This is a genomic window from Paraclostridium dentum, assembly GCF_048568265.1.
Lineage (GTDB): Bacteria > Bacillota > Clostridia > Peptostreptococcales > Peptostreptococcaceae > Paraclostridium > Paraclostridium dentum.
The window spans coordinates 1,244,390-1,260,557 of the sequence record NZ_CP183813.1 but is presented as its reverse complement, the minus strand read 5'-3'; the positions used below and the strand labels follow the sequence as shown (position 1 = coordinate 1,260,557).

Below are 16,168 nucleotides of genomic sequence, written 5' to 3'. Positions count from 1 at the left end.
ATTTTTAGGGGTGAATTTATGCATAATATAACATTTGAAGCTTTAAACTCAACTGATTTATTAGTTGGATTAAAAGAAAAATATGAAACTATTATCATTAAAGGTGTGTACTGCCAAGAAATATATGATTTAGTGAAAAGTCAATCTACAGAACATGAATTAATGGGTTATGCATTAGATACAAGTATCTTAATTTATGCAATAACCGCACTTAAAGATATATTTGTAAACTCTGATAAAAAAACAGAAAAAGATATAGAAAAAAAACTTAAGTTATATGAAATATCTGATATATCTAAAAATAGTTTGATTTTAAAATTAAGATAATACTTAATAGGGCTCACACTAATTAGTGTGAGCCCTATTTTTATTTATATTTATTTTTGAGGATTGCCGGCATTAATTTGTAAGAAGTAAGTTGATGAATCTTTCATAGTTTTAAATTCCTTAGAATCTTTATATTTATCAACATTTTCAGATGTAACACCTACTCTATCTATTGCATCTGTTTCATATAGATTAAGCGCTGAATTCGCATCTTTAACTATCTTTGTATTTATCTCATCTAATTTGACAGCTGAATTATCCCAATAAGTAGGATTTTTTGTCATTGAATAATGATCTTCTATTTTCCATTCACTTAATGTAAATGGTCCATTGTATAAAGTAGACTTAGCTGTTGTTCCAAATGTATCTCCTTGAGATTCAACAAATTTTTGATTTTGAGGTAAATAAACTCCAAATGCCATTAATTTATCAAAATAAGTAACCGGTCTTACTAATTTCACTTCTAAAGTATAATCATCTATAGCTTTTACTCCTACAGAATCAGGATCTTTGTTTTCTCCTAAATTGTACTCTTTTGCCCCAACTATATCATGCATTATAAATCCATACTGAGATGCTGTTTCTGGATTTAAAGTTCTCTTCCATGAGTATTCAAAGTCTTTTGCAGTAACTTCATCTCCATTTGACCACTTAGCATCTTTTCTTAATTTAAATGTCCATGTTAATCCATCTTCAGATGTTTCCCAGCTTTCTGCAATTCCTGGTATAGCTTTGTTTTCTTTGTCTATTCTAACTAATCCCTCCATAGTATTAGTCATTACCTCAAATGAAACAGTATCTGTAGCTTTACTTGGGTCTATAGTTGGAATATCAGAAGTACTTACTAAGTTTAATTGTTTTTTCTCTTTATCAACATCTGCCCACTTATATGACCATGGAACTGTAGGGAATTTAAACATATCGCTTACATATTCCTTTTGCATATAAGCTATACCAGATTGAATCAATGGAGCAATATATGCATCCTCTAACATAAGTTTTTCAGCTTCAGCAAATTTTTTCCAACTTTCATTTTGTTCTGGCATTGCTTTTGCTTCATTTACTAATTTATTATATTCATCACTTTTATAACCTGTATTAGATGCATAACTTACACCCTTCATCATAGTGTCTAAAAATGTTAGAGGGTCTGGGTAATCTGCTCCCCATCCTGCGTAAGCTAATTGAAATTTACCTTTTTGCTCTAACTCTATTTTTTGCTTAAATGGTTGAGTTTTGATTTTTATTGTTAATCCAGGTAAATTTTCTTGAAGCTCAGATTGCATAAACTCAGCTTGTCGCTTACTTGTATCACTATCAAAAGTTACTAGCTCTAAAGTTACAGTACCAAATCCAACTTCTTCTTTTGCTTTATCCCAGTACTTTTTAGCTTCTTCGCCATTATAAGAATATCCCATTTTCCCAGCAACATCTCTATAGTCTTTTCCATCTTTGTTTATAGCTAACTCATTAGGTACAAAGTAATCAGCTGGAACAGATCCATTATTTAATATAACATCACATAATTCCTGTTTATCTATAGCCATATTTATAGCTATTCTTGCATTTTTATTTGCAAGCACATTATATGGATCAGCTTCCTTACCTGAATTATTTGATCCTGTCGTACCTTGATTTGATGTACACCCAGCTAAACTAGACATTCCTATTGTTGATATAGTTAACAATGCTAATAACCTTTTTCTATGAACCATAAAACCCTCCTAAATATAATTATTTTTATAATTATATTTAGGAGGGTCTATAAAAATTCCTAAAAATTAATGTGACATTCCGATTATTGCTCCTATTACATAAGGTATTAACCATATACACCAAACAAATATACTAAACTTATGGAATACTCTTTGTTTTTCTTTATCATTTTTGTAAAGTACCCAAGTAGCCCAAACTGCATGGAATAGCATTAATAATATTGCTATAGTTCCTGTGATACCATGTATCATTTCTGCAGTTGGTGAAATTCCACTAACTCCTGTCTTAGCAATTTGACTCATTAAAAAAGTACCTGTTGTATCACAAATTAAACCTAAATAAAAAATTATTACATGATTTTTCTTTAAAACCTTAGCTTTTCTCTCACTAAATACACCTATTGTATAAAATACTAAAGCTAATGTTATAGCTGTTATAGCCGCTATTAATTTAAAACTCATAATTGTTCCTCCTTATTAGTTTGCATGCAAACTATTTTGTTATAATAATCTTATACCCGAGATTATATTTTGTCAAACAATTATTTTAATTTATTTTTTAATAAATTTAATGACTTAATGATTTCAGTTCTTTCATATTCATTTAAATTATCAAATAAGTTTCCAAAAGTTTCTTCTGATTTTCTTCTAAAATATTTTGCAAACTCTAGTCCTTTAGTAGAAAATTGTATATAAGTGTTCCTTTTATCATTGTCATATTTTACCTTTTTTATATAATCGGCTTGCTCAAGTCTATTAACAATACCAGATACTGTTCCTTTTGATAGATACATTTCATTGCAAATTTGGCTTATATTTATTTCCTTATTGTGTGCAACTAGCTTCAATACCATTATTTGTTGATGAGTTAACCCACTTTCAGATAATCCTGCCTCTATCTTGCTCATAGATTTTGAATATATCTCTTTTATTAACATTAATATCTCAAATGAATCGCTCATTATAATTACCTCCATCTTTACAAATATATTGTTTCTTTTATATACTTTATATAATACATAAATAAATGTATTATATAAAGTATATAAAAGAATATTAAAACAAATTAAAGGATTTTTACATATGGAGAAATTTATTAAAAAACAAAAAACTTTAAGCACAAAAGATAAGTTTACTATAACCCCAAATTTTAAAACTCCATTTATACCACCTGAAAATATAATTCATATAGGTGAGATTGCACAAAAATATAATGGTGTACTTAAAATTGGAACTAACCAAAAAATTTCAATAATAAATATTGAGGAGATAAATTTACAAAGAGTTATAGACGATTTAAATTTTGATTGTGTTCCTAAAAGTAAAAACTTACTGACAAATATAACAGTTTGTACTTCTAATTTTTGTAGAATGTGTAAATACCCTACAATAGGCATCTATATGAAAATAGTAAATGAATTTTACGGTATAGAATTACCTTCAAAAACTAAAATAGCAATATCTAGCTGTAAAAACTCATGTGTAAGTGCATATGTTAAAGATATAGGTATTTTAGCTGATTCAAATGGTAAGCTGTTTATAACTGTTGGAGGTTGTGCTGGAACCAATCCTAAATCTGGATATGTACTAGCATCTGACTTAGATGAAAAAAGCACATATAAACTTTTTAAAAGTGTTATTAACTATTATCAGTCAAATGCTAATTCAAAAGAAAAACTTAGAGATTTTATAGATCGGGTAGGTTTTGAAAATTTTAAATCTAATCTGTAATATAAAAATTTACCTAACATAAAAAAGCCTGAAAATACCAATCTATTTTCAGGCTTTTTTATTATTAATATTTTAGTTTTCAGTCTCTTCCCCAGGTAAAAATAATAATCCTTTATATATTATATTATTTTTACTGTCTTCTAAACTCAATAACGTTTGTATTGATGCTAAAGTGTCTGAGTTTACTAATCCAACTACTCTTTGTAAAATAATAAGTTCATAAAAATTATTATATATTTGTTTTGTAGGTAGTATAGCACTTGGAGCATCTACATATGGTTCATATGTAGACTTAACTTTTCCATCTGTAGTATATATTAAATTCAAATATTCTTTAGGTCTTGCAGCTAAATTTAATGAGTATTTATTTTCTCCACAATTAATAGTCAACTTATAATTCTCTTTATAATCTGCTTTGCACTTATTGTTATCATAAAATGAATTTTGATTGAAAATCTCTATTAACTTTCCATTTTCATATTTATATATAACCCCTATTTCAAATCCTCCAGATCCTCCAAACCCGCCTCTTACCATTATGTCTGATCTATTGTTTCCAGTAAAATCCCCTAAAAAAAGTTGCATATCATATCCGCTATATGGAAAATCAGTGTATATAGACTCTCCATTTTCTTGGTTTAAAACAATCTCTATTTCATCTACATAAGAACTATCTTTATAAGGTGAAATACCTATTAAAATAACATCATCTTTTGAATTTTCCCCAGTTATATTTCCATTTGCAAAATCCACCATAACTTTTTCAGTTGAATTTTTCATAGTTATCCTCCAATTAGATTTTTCAATTATATTATTTTATGTTATATGATTTTTTTAGTTACTATAAAAATTTGCTACCATGTAATATAACTGAATTCTAATTTGCTGAAATATTAAATACTACAATTTCTGGAGGATTTAAAAACCTTAACGGAATGCTTGTCATGCCAATCCCGCTACTGACATACATTTTTGTACTATCATTTATTCCTACATTCTTTTCTGAGTATAATCCTTTAACATATTTATGTGCTCCTACTGGAAGTATTTTATCTGTTAGAAATGGTATAGTTACTTGACCTCCATGTGAATGCCCACTTAGAATAAAATTCTCGCTTGAAGATGTCATTAATTCTACAACATCCGGTTCATGAGTGACTACTAAATTAAATTTATTTTCTTCAATTTTGTAATCAGATTTTTTAGTATTTCCAAGTAAATAATCATCATACCCGATTATGTTTAAGTTTAAATCATTTATATATGAGCTTTCGTTTTTTAGAACTTTAAATCCACCTCCACTCATAAATTTTTCATATACTCTAGAAGCTCCACCTCCATAATCGTGATTTCCAAACACGGCATATTTCCCATATTTTGCTTCAATTTTACTTAAACTCTTCTGAAGACTATCAGTATCTAGTAAAGAGTAATCCATTGCATAATTATCTAAAAGATCGCCTCCAAATATAACAATATCTGGATTTTGATTATTTATCTTTTTAACTATCTTATCTATATTACTTTGAGAGTATAGTTTCCCAAAATGTGTATCTGTAAAAAATACAATCCTACAATCTTTTATATCTTTAACTTTCAAATCTATATCTTTAACCCTTAGCATAGAAGGCTCTATGTATCTTGCGTATGAAAATATAAGCAAACATATAGTAATTGTTAAAATTATTAGTTTAAATATTTTGTTTAGTAATTTCAAATTCTCTCTCCTTTTTTATTGCATTTTAATAAATATAAATTTATCATTTTTATATTACATATATGTTACAGTTTAATTATAAAAAAAGCTGTAAATAGTTTATATTTTCATAAATCTATTTACAGCCTTAATATAATTGAACTAAATAATTCCTAGTTTATTTTTTACCTCAGGTAGATTTTTCATAAATGTAGAATAAAAATCTTTACCTTCTTCTATTTCAACACGATAGCAGTTATCTAATAAGGTTTTATTAATTTCCTCAATTTCTTTTTCATCTCTCACAAACTTTAAGCGGAAAGTTAGTGCTTTAATAAACTTATACCACTCTAATATAAATTTCTTATTCTCGTCGTAATTATCAATTCCTACCCATTGACTTACTTTTATATCCTTTAAATCTTCTTTTGGACAGTTTCCTATCTGTAAGAAATACTTAAAATCATCATCTTTATATACTCTTCCAAGTGGAAATAAGCGACAAATATTCGGGCGTTTAGAGTGAATAGTACATCTTCCTTCTTTATTTAAAAAGCTACAGTTTTTGTTATCATCATTCATTTTTAAATATGGCAATAAAATTTTATTATTTTGACGTAATTCAATGTTTTGTCCTACTAGTTCATCAAATTCAACTCCTAAATATGTAACCATTTCATATACATCAAAAGGCGTAAGAACTACTAATTCTCCAACATCACGACAACAATCATTACATCCATCACAACCACATGTATCTGCTTTTACTATATCTTCAATATCATATAATTTTCCATCTGAAATTTCTTCTAGTATATTTATAGATCTCATTTACTTTTTCCTCTTTCTTTTTTAACTTTCTTTAAAATACTTAATAAGTACTATTATACTAAAAATTTACTTACAACTTAATATATTTTCTATTTATTCAAAAGAAAATATCATTCTTTTAATTTAATTTTAAAGCTTAAATAAATCTCCTTATTGCTATAATTTAGTCCGTTTCTATATTGACAGTTTTGCAATAAAATTATAATATCAATAGGGTTATAGTTTTTTTATATTTGGATAATCATAAAATTAAAATAAAGGATGATAAAAAATGACAGAACAAAATTTAAGCTTGATTGATGAAGTTAAAAGAAGAAGAACTTTCGCAATCATTTCCCATCCCGATGCAGGAAAAACCACATTAACTGAAAAGTTTCTACTATATGGTGGAGCAATTCGTGAAGCAGGATCTGTTAAATCAAGAAGATCTCAAAAACATGCAGTATCTGACTGGATGGAAATTGAAAAACAAAGAGGTATATCTGTTGCATCAAGTGTTCTTCAATTTGAATATAACAACTTTTGCATAAACATTCTTGATACTCCAGGACATCAAGATTTCAGTGAAGATACTTATAGAACTCTTATGGCAGCAGACTGTGCAGTAATGGTTATTGACTCTGCTAAAGGGGTTGAGGAGCAAACAAAGAAATTATTCCACGTTTGTAAAATGAGAGGAATTCCAATTTTCACATTCATAAACAAAATGGACCGTCAAGGAAAAGACCCATTTGAACTACTTGAAGATATTGAAAATGTATTAGGAATTCGTTCTTGCCCAGTAAACTGGCCAATTGGTTCTGGTAAAGAATTTAGAGGTGTATTTAACCGTCATAAAAATCAAATAGAATTATTTGATGATGGTAACCACGGACAATCTATTGCTAAGTCTATAACTGGAGAGGTAACTGATGAAAAATTCAATACTTTATTAGGTAATGCTCTTCATGAAAAATTACTAGAAGATATAGAACTTTTAGATATAGCTGGTGATAATTTTGATTTAGATAAAATATTAAATGGTGAATTATCTCCTGTATTCTTCGGAAGTGCCCTTACTAACTTTGGTGTTGAACCATTTTTAGAGTCATTTTTAGAGATAACACCACCACCTATGCCTCGTAGCAGTAATTTAGGTGATATAGACCCTAATTCTGATAACTTCTCAGGATTTATATTTAAAATCCAAGCTAATATGGATAAAGCTCATAGAGATAGAATCGCATTCCTTAGAATTTGCTCTGGTAAATTTGAAAAAGGTATGTCAGTAAATCATGTTCAAAGAAATAAGAAGATAAAACTTTCTCAACCACAACAGTTTGTGGCACAAGACCGTGTTATAATAGATACAGCTTATCCAGGAGATATTATAGGTATACACGACCCAGGTATATTTAATATTGGTGATACTTTAAGTGAAAAACAATCAAAGCTTGAGTACACTGGTATACCACAATTTGCTCCTGAACATTTTGCAAGAGTTTCTACAAAGAATGCTCTTAAGAGAAAGCAATTTGTGAAAGGTATTACACAATTAGCAGAAGAAGGTGCTATACAAGTATTCAAACAACCTAACTTTGGTATGGAAGAACTTATAGTAGGAGTTGTTGGAGTCTTACAGTTTGAAGTTTTAGAATATCGTCTAAAGCAAGAGTATGGTGTTGAGATGATGATGAATACATTATCTTACCGTTATATACGTTGGATTGAACCTGAGACTTTCAATTCAGATAAGCTTTCGATGACAATGGATACAATACTAGTTGAAGATAAAAATAGAAATCCAGTATTGTTATTCCAAAATGAATGGTCTATTAGACATCTTCTTGAAAGAAATGAAGGTTTAGTTTTAAGAGAAACTTCTTTATAAATATCAATCCCCCTACGTCTGCTTTTTTTACATAGGGGGATTAATTTTATACTAGTTGAAAATAATTTTTAACAAAATCTTTTTTCTACTCCCTTTATTCTTAATATAGAATCAATAATATCCGCATCTTCTGAGATTATATCACAATGTCCTTCATGAGATGATGTACTTATCCAGCTCTCTTCACCATTTATAAAGCATAAATCTTCAGGTAATTCAGGTTGCTCCCAAGAAAATAATGAATCGACTTCTTCTTTTAATACATTTTTAGAATTATCATCTATTTTATAATAATAAACTTTAGCTGTTGACTCAGTCAACATAGCACTTGGCCATTCAGATTGTTCTTTCATATCTATTAGTGAACTTTCTAATTTTTTTAGAACTTTTATTAGGTTGTCACTTGAGTTCATATCATTTCGCTCAACTAATAAAAATTTATCAGATAAACTTGCTGCTAAATCTATAAACTCCTTATATACTCTTCCTTCAACATTTCCTATTTCTATATGAAACATACTCCCCAACTCCTTATATTCTATAAAAATTCGCTTCGCTTGAGCGACTACATCTGCGAACCATTTCATAAGTTTTCCACAAATATTCGTTAATCATAAATTCTTAAGCGTAAAAAATAGGATTAGAGTTTCTATACCACATATGGCCTACTCTAATCCTATTTATTTTCATTAGTGTATTAACTTGTCACTTTAGACGATATAACACTTAAAGCAATTTAATTAGTTCTTCTAAATCTTGACATAAAACTTTTGCAAGTTCAAAATCCATATCTCTTAAAGCTTTTGATATTTTTGTTTCAACTAATTTTTTCTTTTCTTCAATTTCTAGATAGTCTCTATCAAAGTGGTTAGCATAAATCATTTTTCTAAACTTTTTCATACTAACTTTTCTAATTTTCTTATCTTCAATCATTAAAACATAATCCATGCAATTATTTATAAATTGGTAATCATGAGAAACCATTAAAATTGCACCATTATAAGCTTTTATAGCTTTTTCAAGTGCTATTTGAGAATAAGTATCTAGGTGACTTGTTGGTTCATCTAAAAGTAGCATATTTGCCTTAATGTATGATACCTTAGCTAATTGAAGAATATTTTTTTCTCCACCAGATAAATCTTTTATCTTTTGTTCAATAGCATCTTGCCCAAAACCATAATTTGAAATATATCTTCTAACATCTCTACGATTTTCAAATCCTAACTCAGAAAATTCTTTAAATATTGTGTTAGACTCATCTAAAATTTCTGATTGTGACTGAGATAAATAAGCTATCTTAATATCATCATTTATTTCAATTGATTTATTATTATTTTTGAATATTTCTCTAAGTATAGTTGTTTTACCAACCCCATTTGTACCAACAAGTGCTACTTTATCATTAGATTTAATTTCAAAATTAACATCTTCTAAAAGAACTTTATCAAAAGCCATTCTATAATCATTAACTTTTAAAGCAATAGTTTCTTCTATTTCATTATCAGTGTCTAATTTAATATTTGGTTGTTTAATATCTACAAACGGTGCTTTAATTCTACGAGCTTCTAATCTTTCTTGTATTTTAACTCTAGCTTTTAAAGCTCTTCCGTTAGAAGCTTCAGCATTATAAGTTGCTCTTTCTCTTAACTTTTGGATTAACGCTTCATTTCTCTCAATTTCTTCATCATCAGCAATAGATAGTTCTTGTAATTCAATTTTAGTTTGAAGTAATGAGAAATTATAATCAATATATCTTCCATCAAATTCTTGAAGTTGCGCATTTTCAAGATGTATAATTTTATTAAAACAATGATTAAGTAGATATCTATTATGTGTAATAACTAATATTGTTTTCTTATGAGAATTAATTAAATTCCTTAGAGCATTAAGATTCTCAAAGTCTAAAAATACATCTGGCTCATCCATAATCATAAGATCAGGATTATTAAGCATTTCCTTAATTATTTGGATAAGTTTAAATTCTCCTCCACTAATTTCAGATAACTTTTTATCTTTATGATTACCTAAGTTTGCAAGATTTAGTTTTCTATTAATATTACTTTCATAATCATCACCATCAATTGCATCAAATGCATCTAGAGCTTCTTGGTACTTTTCTAAAAGCGAATCAATATCCGAAGATGTTTCCATTTCCGTACATATAGATGAAATTTTTTCTTGTAATTTTATAAATTCTTCTGCTATATATTCAAAAACTGTAGTTTCTTTACTTTTATTTTCTTGTAAGAACTGACTTACATATCCAATTTTGAAGTTTGGATCTATTTCTAATGTTCCATCATACAAATATCTTTCTGGATCCATAATTATATCTATAAGTGTACTTTTTCCACTACCACTAGCTCCTATGAAAGCACAGTGTTGACCTTCTTCTAATGTAAATGAAATATTATTGTATAGATCTTTGTTTGGAAATGAGTAGGACAAGTTGTCAATTTTTATCATATTTATTACCTCTCTTTATCATTTAAAAAGAGCTTAAATAAATAAGCTCTTAAATATATATATTAAATCCCAATTTTTAAATTGATTTTATATATAATAACGACATTCTTTTTAGATTTTCTTTTGATAGGATACCATTTTTTTAGACTTATTTCAATGCTTTTATATTGAAACTCTACTTGTTTAGTACATTTATAAACTTATCATTAAATATATCTGAATTTTCAATTTATTCTTCAAAGTTATAAATTCAATTATTGTAACCATTTTTTCATCATATAATCACAGTTTAATATAATCCTAAAGTTTTATCTTGTATATTTATAAAATCACTTAATTCATCCAAAGATGTGGTTATAAATTCATATACTAAATATTTTGGATTTATTATATCTATTAGTTTTTTTATTTTTTTATTTGTAAATGGCTTATGCTCGTCTATTTTTAATATATGAAAAATTATATCCTTAATCATTTCACTATAATTAATTTCTAAATTTTCATATTTTGAAATTTGATTTTTAACATATTTTGAAGAGATAGATTTACTTAAATGAATTCCTTTTATGTAACTTTTTAAATCTCCTAACTCATCTATAATCTCTAATAAATAATCGATTCCCTCTTCTTCTGTATCTATGTTTAAATTTGTATTAAGTAAATGGCCTGTATCTAGCATAAATCCTTTATTTTCATATTCTATGCTTTCAATAAAATATTTTACTAATTTTTTATCTACCATTCTAAGCCCTGGCCACCATAAGTTTTCAAAAAGTATTGTTACCCCTGTATCTAAATCTTTAAATATTTCATTTACTAACTCAATAGACGCATCTATTACATCTTTATCTGTATATGTAAAGTTGTAGTTGTAACAATGTTTTAGTTTTGTATTAGATACATGAAATACTACATATTCGGCATTTAGCCTTTCTGCTAATTTCACTTCTTCTTTATATTGATTTATTATTGACTTTTTATCACTTCCACCATAATTGTTTATTATACCTTCTACACTATCAAAGTCTTCTAACATACCTTTCTTATTTCCATTCCAAAAATCTAGCCAAATAGGGAAGTGTTTTAAATGTATTCCTTTTATTCTATTTTCAGGTATTAATTCTTCACTATATCCTGATGGTGCAAATAATTCTATTGCATCTATATTATGATTTTTTAAAAATTTATTTATATTCTCACAGTTGTTATTATACCTGTCCATATCGTAACTATATGTAGATAAATTAATAATTTTTAACATTTTTAAAATCCCCCTATAAACTTAATTTATTTCATTTGTGTATAAATCAAAACTTTTTATATTTTTTAATAACTTCCTATATCTATAAGTCAATAAAATTTTAATTGTATAATATCCTAATTGTATAATAAATTTTATAATATTTCATTAATATTCAAATATATTCAAATTTTTATTACATATATGTTGCATTTAATCTTAAATATATCTTGTTACATCTATTTAAATGGTACAAAACTCATTTGTTCTTAATACTATAAAGTATACTAGCAAAATCTATGGAGGTGACATCTTATGACATCAATAGTAGATGTAAAAAATCTTACCAAAAACTTTTATAATAAAGATGGTGAAATCAAAGTTTTAAATGACATTAACTTTTCTTTAAATGAAGGAGAAATACTAACCCTACTTGGCCCTTCTGGAAGTGGTAAATCTACTATTTTAAACATTTTAACAGAACTTCTAAAGCCAACATCCGGTAAAGTTAATATAACTGGTAATATAGGTTATATGTTTCAAAAGGATCATCTTTTAGAGTGGCGAACTATAATGGATAATATTTTGATAGGACTTGAAATTCAAAAAAAGAAAACTCCTGAAGCTATTTCTAGAATTGAAAGATTATTAAAAACCTATGGTTTATGGGACTTTAGAAATATGTATCCAAAAGAACTATCCGGTGGTATGAGACAAAGAGTTGCTCTAATTCGTACACTTGCTGTAAACCCTGATATTCTTTTGCTTGACGAGCCATTTTCAGCTCTTGATTATCAAACTAGAATTTTGGTTAGTGACGATGTTTACAAAATTATTAGAAATGAAGGTAAATCTGCAATATTAGTAACCCATGATATATCTGAAGCTATATCCATGTCAGATAAAATAGCAGTCCTTTCAAAGCGTCCTGCAACGATTAAAAGTATCTATACTATAGACTTGAAAATATCTGGAGAAAGAACCCCTATTATATCACGTAGTGCTGAAAACTTTAAAGATTATTTTAACATCTTATGGAAGGAGATCGATTCAAGTGAAACAAAATAATCTTTCCACAGGTCATATGGAGTATTTAAAATCCATAAAAAAAGAAAAGAGAATAGTATTTTTTTCTCAATGGCTTTTATTAATCGGATTTCTAGCATTGTGGGAAATACTAGCTCGCTTAAATATCATAGACGTATTTTTATTTAGTAAACCAAGCGATATATATGCTTTATTTGTTAAATATCTGCAAACTGGTGAGCTATTAAAACACGTTTTAATATCTAGTTATGAAACAGTTGTCGGTTTGGTAATTGGTACTGTTTTAGGTATATTAATAGCTATTTTTCTTTGGTGGTCTGAACGTCTATCAAAAATTCTAGACCCGTTTTTGGTAGTTTTAAATGCACTTCCTAAGACTGCTCTTGCTCCTATTTTAATAGTTTGGGCTGGTGCTGGTATGAAAGGTATTATAGTTATAGCTATTACAATTTCTGTAGTTGTTACTATCCTTTCAGCCTATAACTATTTTATATCAGTAGATGAAGAAAAAATAAAAATGCTTAAAAGTTTCGGAGCTACTAAGTTTCAAATTTTAACTAAATTAATTTTCCCTTCAAATATAGGAAATTTAATTAACTTAACAAAGATAAATATAGGTATGGCATGGGTTGGAGTTATAGTTGGAGAGTTCTTAGTTTCCAGATACGGACTTGGATATCTAATAGTTTATGGAGGTCAAGTGTTTAAATTAGATTTGGTTATGATGGGTGTAATAGTATTAGCAGTATGTGCTTTGGTAATGTATCAAGTTTTAAATATAGCTGAAAAAATTTATAGATCTAAAAGATAATTTTTGTGCCATATAGTATTAACTATATGTAACATGTATTCTAAATTTTTAATAAAATAAATGGTATAAATTTTTTAAAGGGGGTTATTTATGTTCAAAAAAATCTCAACTTTATTGGCAGTGGCAACAAGCCTTGCATTAGGTGTTACTGGTTGTACAAAAGGTGCTTCTTCAGATGCTACTGATAAAGATATGACTAAGTTAACAGTAGGAGAAGTAACTCATTCTATATTTTATGCCCCTCAGTATGCAGCAATAACTCAAGGATTCTTTGATGAGGAAGGTATAGAAATAGATCTTATAAATACACAAGGTGCTGATAAAACTATGGCAGCCTTACTTTCAGGAGAGGTTGACATAGGTCTTATGGGTCCTGAAGCTTCTATTTATGTATATAATAAAGGCAATGATAACTACGCAGTAAACTTTGCACAATTGACTCAAAAGGACGGCAGTTTTTTAGTATCTCGTGAGAAAAACGATAATTTCTCTTTTGACCAATTAAAAGGTAAAGAAGTTTTAGGCGGTAGAAAAGGTGGAGTTCCTGAGATGACATTAGAATATGTTTTAAAGAAAAATAATCTAACTTTAGGAACAAATACTCAAAGTGACGAAGTAAATGTCCGTACAGATGTTCAATTCAACGTTTTATCAGGTTCATTTGCCGGTGGTGAAGGTGATTATGTTGCATTATTTGAACCTGCTGCTTCTGAAATAGAAAAGCAAGGTAAGGGCTATGTAGTAGCTTCTATTGGTGAAGAGTCTGGTCTTATTCCTTACACTGCTTATTCTGCACCTAAAGATTATATAAAGGATAATAAAGAAGTAATTCAAAGATTTACAAATGCAGTTTATAAAGGTCAAATATGGGTTAAAAATCATACAGCTGAAGAAGTAGCTACAGCTATAGAACCTTTCTTTACAGATTTCGAGAAAAAAGATTTAGTGTCAGTAGTTGAAAGATATAAATCTATAGATGCATGGTCTTCTGACCCTGTATTAAAAGAAGATAGTTTGAATCTTTTAATGAACGTAATGGAAGAAGCTAATGAACTTGATAAAAAAGCTCCTTATGAAAAAATAGTTAATACAAGTTTTGCTAATGAAAGTATCAAAAATATAAAATAATTTAGTAACATAAATAGTAATAATTTAATATACTTTAATATATACTATTATTAGTATATATTGGATTCGACCTTACTATAATAATTCTACTCCTATTTATTATAGGCGAATACCTTCTAAGGGAAAAGCTTGTCTTTTTAAAGATAATCTTTTCCCTTTTTTAATTGAGATAGTATATAATTTTATTATAGGGATAGGGGGAATATTATGAATAGAGTTGATGAAAGAGATCTTATATTTTCAAGAGCTAGCTATGAAAAGAACTCACCTGCTTATAATGATTATTATGAAAAAAATCCAGATAAAAAGGCTATAGATGATAGTATTAGGTCTAGACCAGAACTTTGCGGAGAAGGTACTATGACATACAATGAAGTTAATTCTCCTATGGCGTCTTCTGCATTTGAATTTTTATCAGATATTAAACATCTCTGTGAAGGACAAGTTAGCGATACAAAAATCGAAGTTAATAAAAAAATTATAACTAAGCGTATTAAAGGTTTTGCTTCACATTACGGAGCTAAATTAGTTGGAATTACAAAACTTAAAGATTATCATTTTTATACTCATAGAGGTAGACATGAAGAAGTTTACGGAAAAAAAGTAGATCTTAATCATAAATATGCTATAGTTTTTGCAGTTCCAATGGAAAAGGATATGATAAATAGAGGTCCTATGCTAGCTGAAGTGGTTGAAACAAGTAAAGCTTATGTAGATGTTTCAGTTATAGGTATGATTCTTAGTTACTATATAAGAAATTTAGGATATGATGCTAGAAATCATATGGATTCAAACTACCTTTTAATGCCTGTTTTAATAGCTAGAGATGCAGGTCTTGGTTGTATTGGAAGAAATACAATTCTTACTACTAAAGAGTATGGCTCTTGTATAAGACTTGGAGTTGTAACTACAGACTTAGATTTAGATGAAGATTCACCTATGGATTTTGGTTTAGATGATTTTTGTAGTGTATGCAAAAAATGTTCTTATAACTGCCCTTCTACTTCTTTATCTAATGAGTCGTCAAAAGAGTTTGATGGGGTTTATAATTGGAAAATAGATGCCGAGTCATGTTATATAAAGTGGAGATACCTAGGAACTGACTGTGGAATATGCATTGCTGTTTGTCCATTTTCTCAGCAATTAGAAAGTATAAAAAATGTAGATACATTTAAAGATAACTTACCTGCTATAAAAGAGGTTCTCCAGGAATATACTAAAAAATTTGGTAAAAGACCATTTGTACCTGGAAATCCAAGTTGGATGAGATAATTTCAGCCGTCTAAATAATATTTTAACATATTAT

At 28.0% G+C, this 16,168-nt stretch carries 16 protein-coding genes; 7 read left to right on the top strand and 9 right to left on the bottom strand.

The features are described from left to right. Window positions 1-18 precede the first annotated feature (18 nt). On the top strand, window positions 19-327 hold the full coding sequence (locus ACN6I1_RS05590; RefSeq protein WP_419743034.1) for a hypothetical protein: 309 nt from the start codon (window positions 19-21) through the stop codon (window positions 325-327). Window positions 328-377: 50 nt separating this feature from the next. Here ACN6I1_RS05590 and ACN6I1_RS05585 read toward each other — a convergent pair whose 3' ends face one another. The 3 genes from ACN6I1_RS05585 to ACN6I1_RS05575 all read right to left on the bottom strand — a co-directional run bounded on the left by ACN6I1_RS05585 (window position 378) and on the right by ACN6I1_RS05575 (window position 3,004). Further along, entirely contained in the window at window positions 378-2,042 is a 1,665-nt protein-coding gene (locus ACN6I1_RS05585; protein ID WP_419743033.1) for an ABC transporter substrate-binding protein, read from the bottom strand. 66 nt (window positions 2,043-2,108) lie between these two features. Further along, window positions 2,109-2,504, bottom strand: a complete 396-nt coding sequence (locus ACN6I1_RS05580) for an HsmA family protein (RefSeq protein WP_021432642.1) — start codon at window positions 2,502-2,504, stop codon at window positions 2,109-2,111. Between the two features lie 80 nt (window positions 2,505-2,584). Then, window positions 2,585-3,004 (bottom strand): MarR family winged helix-turn-helix transcriptional regulator, encoded by a 420-nt coding sequence (locus tag ACN6I1_RS05575; RefSeq protein ID WP_419743032.1) that lies wholly within the window; start codon window positions 3,002-3,004, stop codon window positions 2,585-2,587. A 121-nt stretch (window positions 3,005-3,125) separates the two neighbouring features. On the opposite strand from ACN6I1_RS05575, the gene ACN6I1_RS05570 reads away from it, so the two are divergent. Further along, the gene (locus tag ACN6I1_RS05570; RefSeq protein WP_419743031.1) at window positions 3,126-3,773 is read left to right on the top strand and encodes an NAD(P)/FAD-dependent oxidoreductase; all 648 of its coding nucleotides are present in this window, start codon (window positions 3,126-3,128) and stop codon (window positions 3,771-3,773) included. Window positions 3,774-3,845: 72 nt separating this feature from the next. On the opposite strand, the gene ACN6I1_RS05565 is transcribed toward ACN6I1_RS05570, so the two are convergent. The 3 genes from ACN6I1_RS05565 to ACN6I1_RS05555 all read right to left on the bottom strand — a co-directional run bounded on the left by ACN6I1_RS05565 (window position 3,846) and on the right by ACN6I1_RS05555 (window position 6,300). Further along, a complete protein-coding gene (locus tag ACN6I1_RS05565) occupies window positions 3,846-4,553 on the bottom strand; it encodes a hypothetical protein (protein WP_021429182.1) in 708 nt (235 codons plus the stop codon). Between the two features lie 97 nt (window positions 4,554-4,650). Next, the gene (locus tag ACN6I1_RS05560; RefSeq protein WP_419743030.1) at window positions 4,651-5,490 is read right to left on the bottom strand and encodes a metallophosphoesterase; all 840 of its coding nucleotides are present in this window, start codon (window positions 5,488-5,490) and stop codon (window positions 4,651-4,653) included. A 141-nt stretch (window positions 5,491-5,631) separates the two neighbouring features. After that, on the bottom strand, window positions 5,632-6,300 hold the full coding sequence (locus tag ACN6I1_RS05555) for a YkgJ family cysteine cluster protein (protein ID WP_046824289.1): 669 nt from the start codon (window positions 6,298-6,300) through the stop codon (window positions 5,632-5,634). Between the two features lie 271 nt (window positions 6,301-6,571). Here ACN6I1_RS05555 and ACN6I1_RS05550 point away from each other — a divergent pair, with 271 nt between their 5' ends. Further along, entirely contained in the window at window positions 6,572-8,170 is a 1,599-nt protein-coding gene (locus ACN6I1_RS05550; protein WP_419743029.1) for a peptide chain release factor 3, read from the top strand. A gap of 68 nt (window positions 8,171-8,238) precedes the next feature. Here ACN6I1_RS05550 and ACN6I1_RS05545 read toward each other — a convergent pair whose 3' ends face one another. The 3 genes from ACN6I1_RS05545 to ACN6I1_RS05535 all read right to left on the bottom strand — a co-directional run bounded on the left by ACN6I1_RS05545 (window position 8,239) and on the right by ACN6I1_RS05535 (window position 11,897). Next, the gene (locus ACN6I1_RS05545; protein WP_419743028.1) at window positions 8,239-8,688 is read right to left on the bottom strand and encodes a hypothetical protein; all 450 of its coding nucleotides are present in this window, start codon (window positions 8,686-8,688) and stop codon (window positions 8,239-8,241) included. A gap of 208 nt (window positions 8,689-8,896) precedes the next feature. Next, window positions 8,897-10,636: an ABC-F family ATP-binding cassette domain-containing protein gene (locus ACN6I1_RS05540; RefSeq protein WP_419743027.1), complete on the bottom strand. Its 1,740-nt coding sequence runs from the start codon at window positions 10,634-10,636 to the stop codon at window positions 8,897-8,899. 289 nt (window positions 10,637-10,925) lie between these two features. Continuing rightward, window positions 10,926-11,897 carry a TIM barrel protein gene (locus ACN6I1_RS05535; RefSeq protein ID WP_419743026.1) on the bottom strand — a complete coding sequence of 324 codons (972 nt, stop codon included), beginning with the start codon at window positions 11,895-11,897 and terminating at the stop codon, window positions 10,926-10,928. Window positions 11,898-12,191: 294 nt separating this feature from the next. Between ACN6I1_RS05535 and ACN6I1_RS05530 the strand changes: the two genes are divergently transcribed. The 4 genes from ACN6I1_RS05530 to ACN6I1_RS05515 all read left to right on the top strand — a co-directional run bounded on the left by ACN6I1_RS05530 (window position 12,192) and on the right by ACN6I1_RS05515 (window position 16,134). After that, window positions 12,192-12,944, top strand: a complete 753-nt coding sequence (locus ACN6I1_RS05530; RefSeq protein ID WP_263331858.1) for an ABC transporter ATP-binding protein — start codon at window positions 12,192-12,194, stop codon at window positions 12,942-12,944. Then, window positions 12,931-13,734, top strand: a complete 804-nt coding sequence (locus ACN6I1_RS05525) for an ABC transporter permease (protein WP_025162763.1) — start codon at window positions 12,931-12,933, stop codon at window positions 13,732-13,734. The genes ACN6I1_RS05530 and ACN6I1_RS05525 overlap by 14 nt, the downstream gene beginning before the upstream one ends. Window positions 13,735-13,824: 90 nt before the next feature. Then, window positions 13,825-14,862, top strand: a complete 1,038-nt coding sequence (locus tag ACN6I1_RS05520; RefSeq protein ID WP_419743025.1) for an ABC transporter substrate-binding protein — start codon at window positions 13,825-13,827, stop codon at window positions 14,860-14,862. Between the two features lie 207 nt (window positions 14,863-15,069). Further along, window positions 15,070-16,134, top strand: coding sequence for a 4Fe-4S dicluster domain-containing protein (locus tag ACN6I1_RS05515; protein WP_419743024.1), 1,065 nt, complete (start codon window positions 15,070-15,072; stop codon window positions 16,132-16,134). Window positions 16,135-16,168: the final 34 nt, after the last annotated feature.

Bases quoted from the DNA above. Each gene is read 5' to 3' on its own strand.
- ACN6I1_RS05590 (WP_419743034.1), top strand. From the start codon at position 19: ATGCATAATATAACATTTGAAGCTTTAAACTCAACTGATTTATTAGTT.
- ACN6I1_RS05585 (WP_419743033.1), bottom strand. From the start codon at position 2,042: ATGGTTCATAGAAAAAGGTTATTAGCATTGTTAACTATATCAACAATA.
- ACN6I1_RS05580 (WP_021432642.1), bottom strand. From the start codon at position 2,504: ATGAGTTTTAAATTAATAGCGGCTATAACAGCTATAACATTAGCTTTA.
- ACN6I1_RS05575 (WP_419743032.1), bottom strand. From the start codon at position 3,004: ATGAGCGATTCATTTGAGATATTAATGTTAATAAAAGAGATATATTCA.
- ACN6I1_RS05570 (WP_419743031.1), top strand. From the start codon at position 3,126: ATGGAGAAATTTATTAAAAAACAAAAAACTTTAAGCACAAAAGATAAG.
- ACN6I1_RS05565 (WP_021429182.1), bottom strand. From the start codon at position 4,553: ATGAAAAATTCAACTGAAAAAGTTATGGTGGATTTTGCAAATGGAAAT.
- ACN6I1_RS05555 (WP_046824289.1), bottom strand. From the start codon at position 6,300: ATGAGATCTATAAATATACTAGAAGAAATTTCAGATGGAAAATTATAT.
- ACN6I1_RS05550 (WP_419743029.1), top strand. From the start codon at position 6,572: ATGACAGAACAAAATTTAAGCTTGATTGATGAAGTTAAAAGAAGAAGA.
- ACN6I1_RS05545 (WP_419743028.1), bottom strand. From the start codon at position 8,688: ATGTTTCATATAGAAATAGGAAATGTTGAAGGAAGAGTATATAAGGAG.
- ACN6I1_RS05540 (WP_419743027.1), bottom strand. From the start codon at position 10,636: ATGATAAAAATTGACAACTTGTCCTACTCATTTCCAAACAAAGATCTA.
- ACN6I1_RS05535 (WP_419743026.1), bottom strand. From the start codon at position 11,897: ATGTTAAAAATTATTAATTTATCTACATATAGTTACGATATGGACAGG.
- ACN6I1_RS05530 (WP_263331858.1), top strand. From the start codon at position 12,192: ATGACATCAATAGTAGATGTAAAAAATCTTACCAAAAACTTTTATAAT.
- ACN6I1_RS05520 (WP_419743025.1), top strand. From the start codon at position 13,825: ATGTTCAAAAAAATCTCAACTTTATTGGCAGTGGCAACAAGCCTTGCA.
- ACN6I1_RS05515 (WP_419743024.1), top strand. From the start codon at position 15,070: ATGAATAGAGTTGATGAAAGAGATCTTATATTTTCAAGAGCTAGCTAT.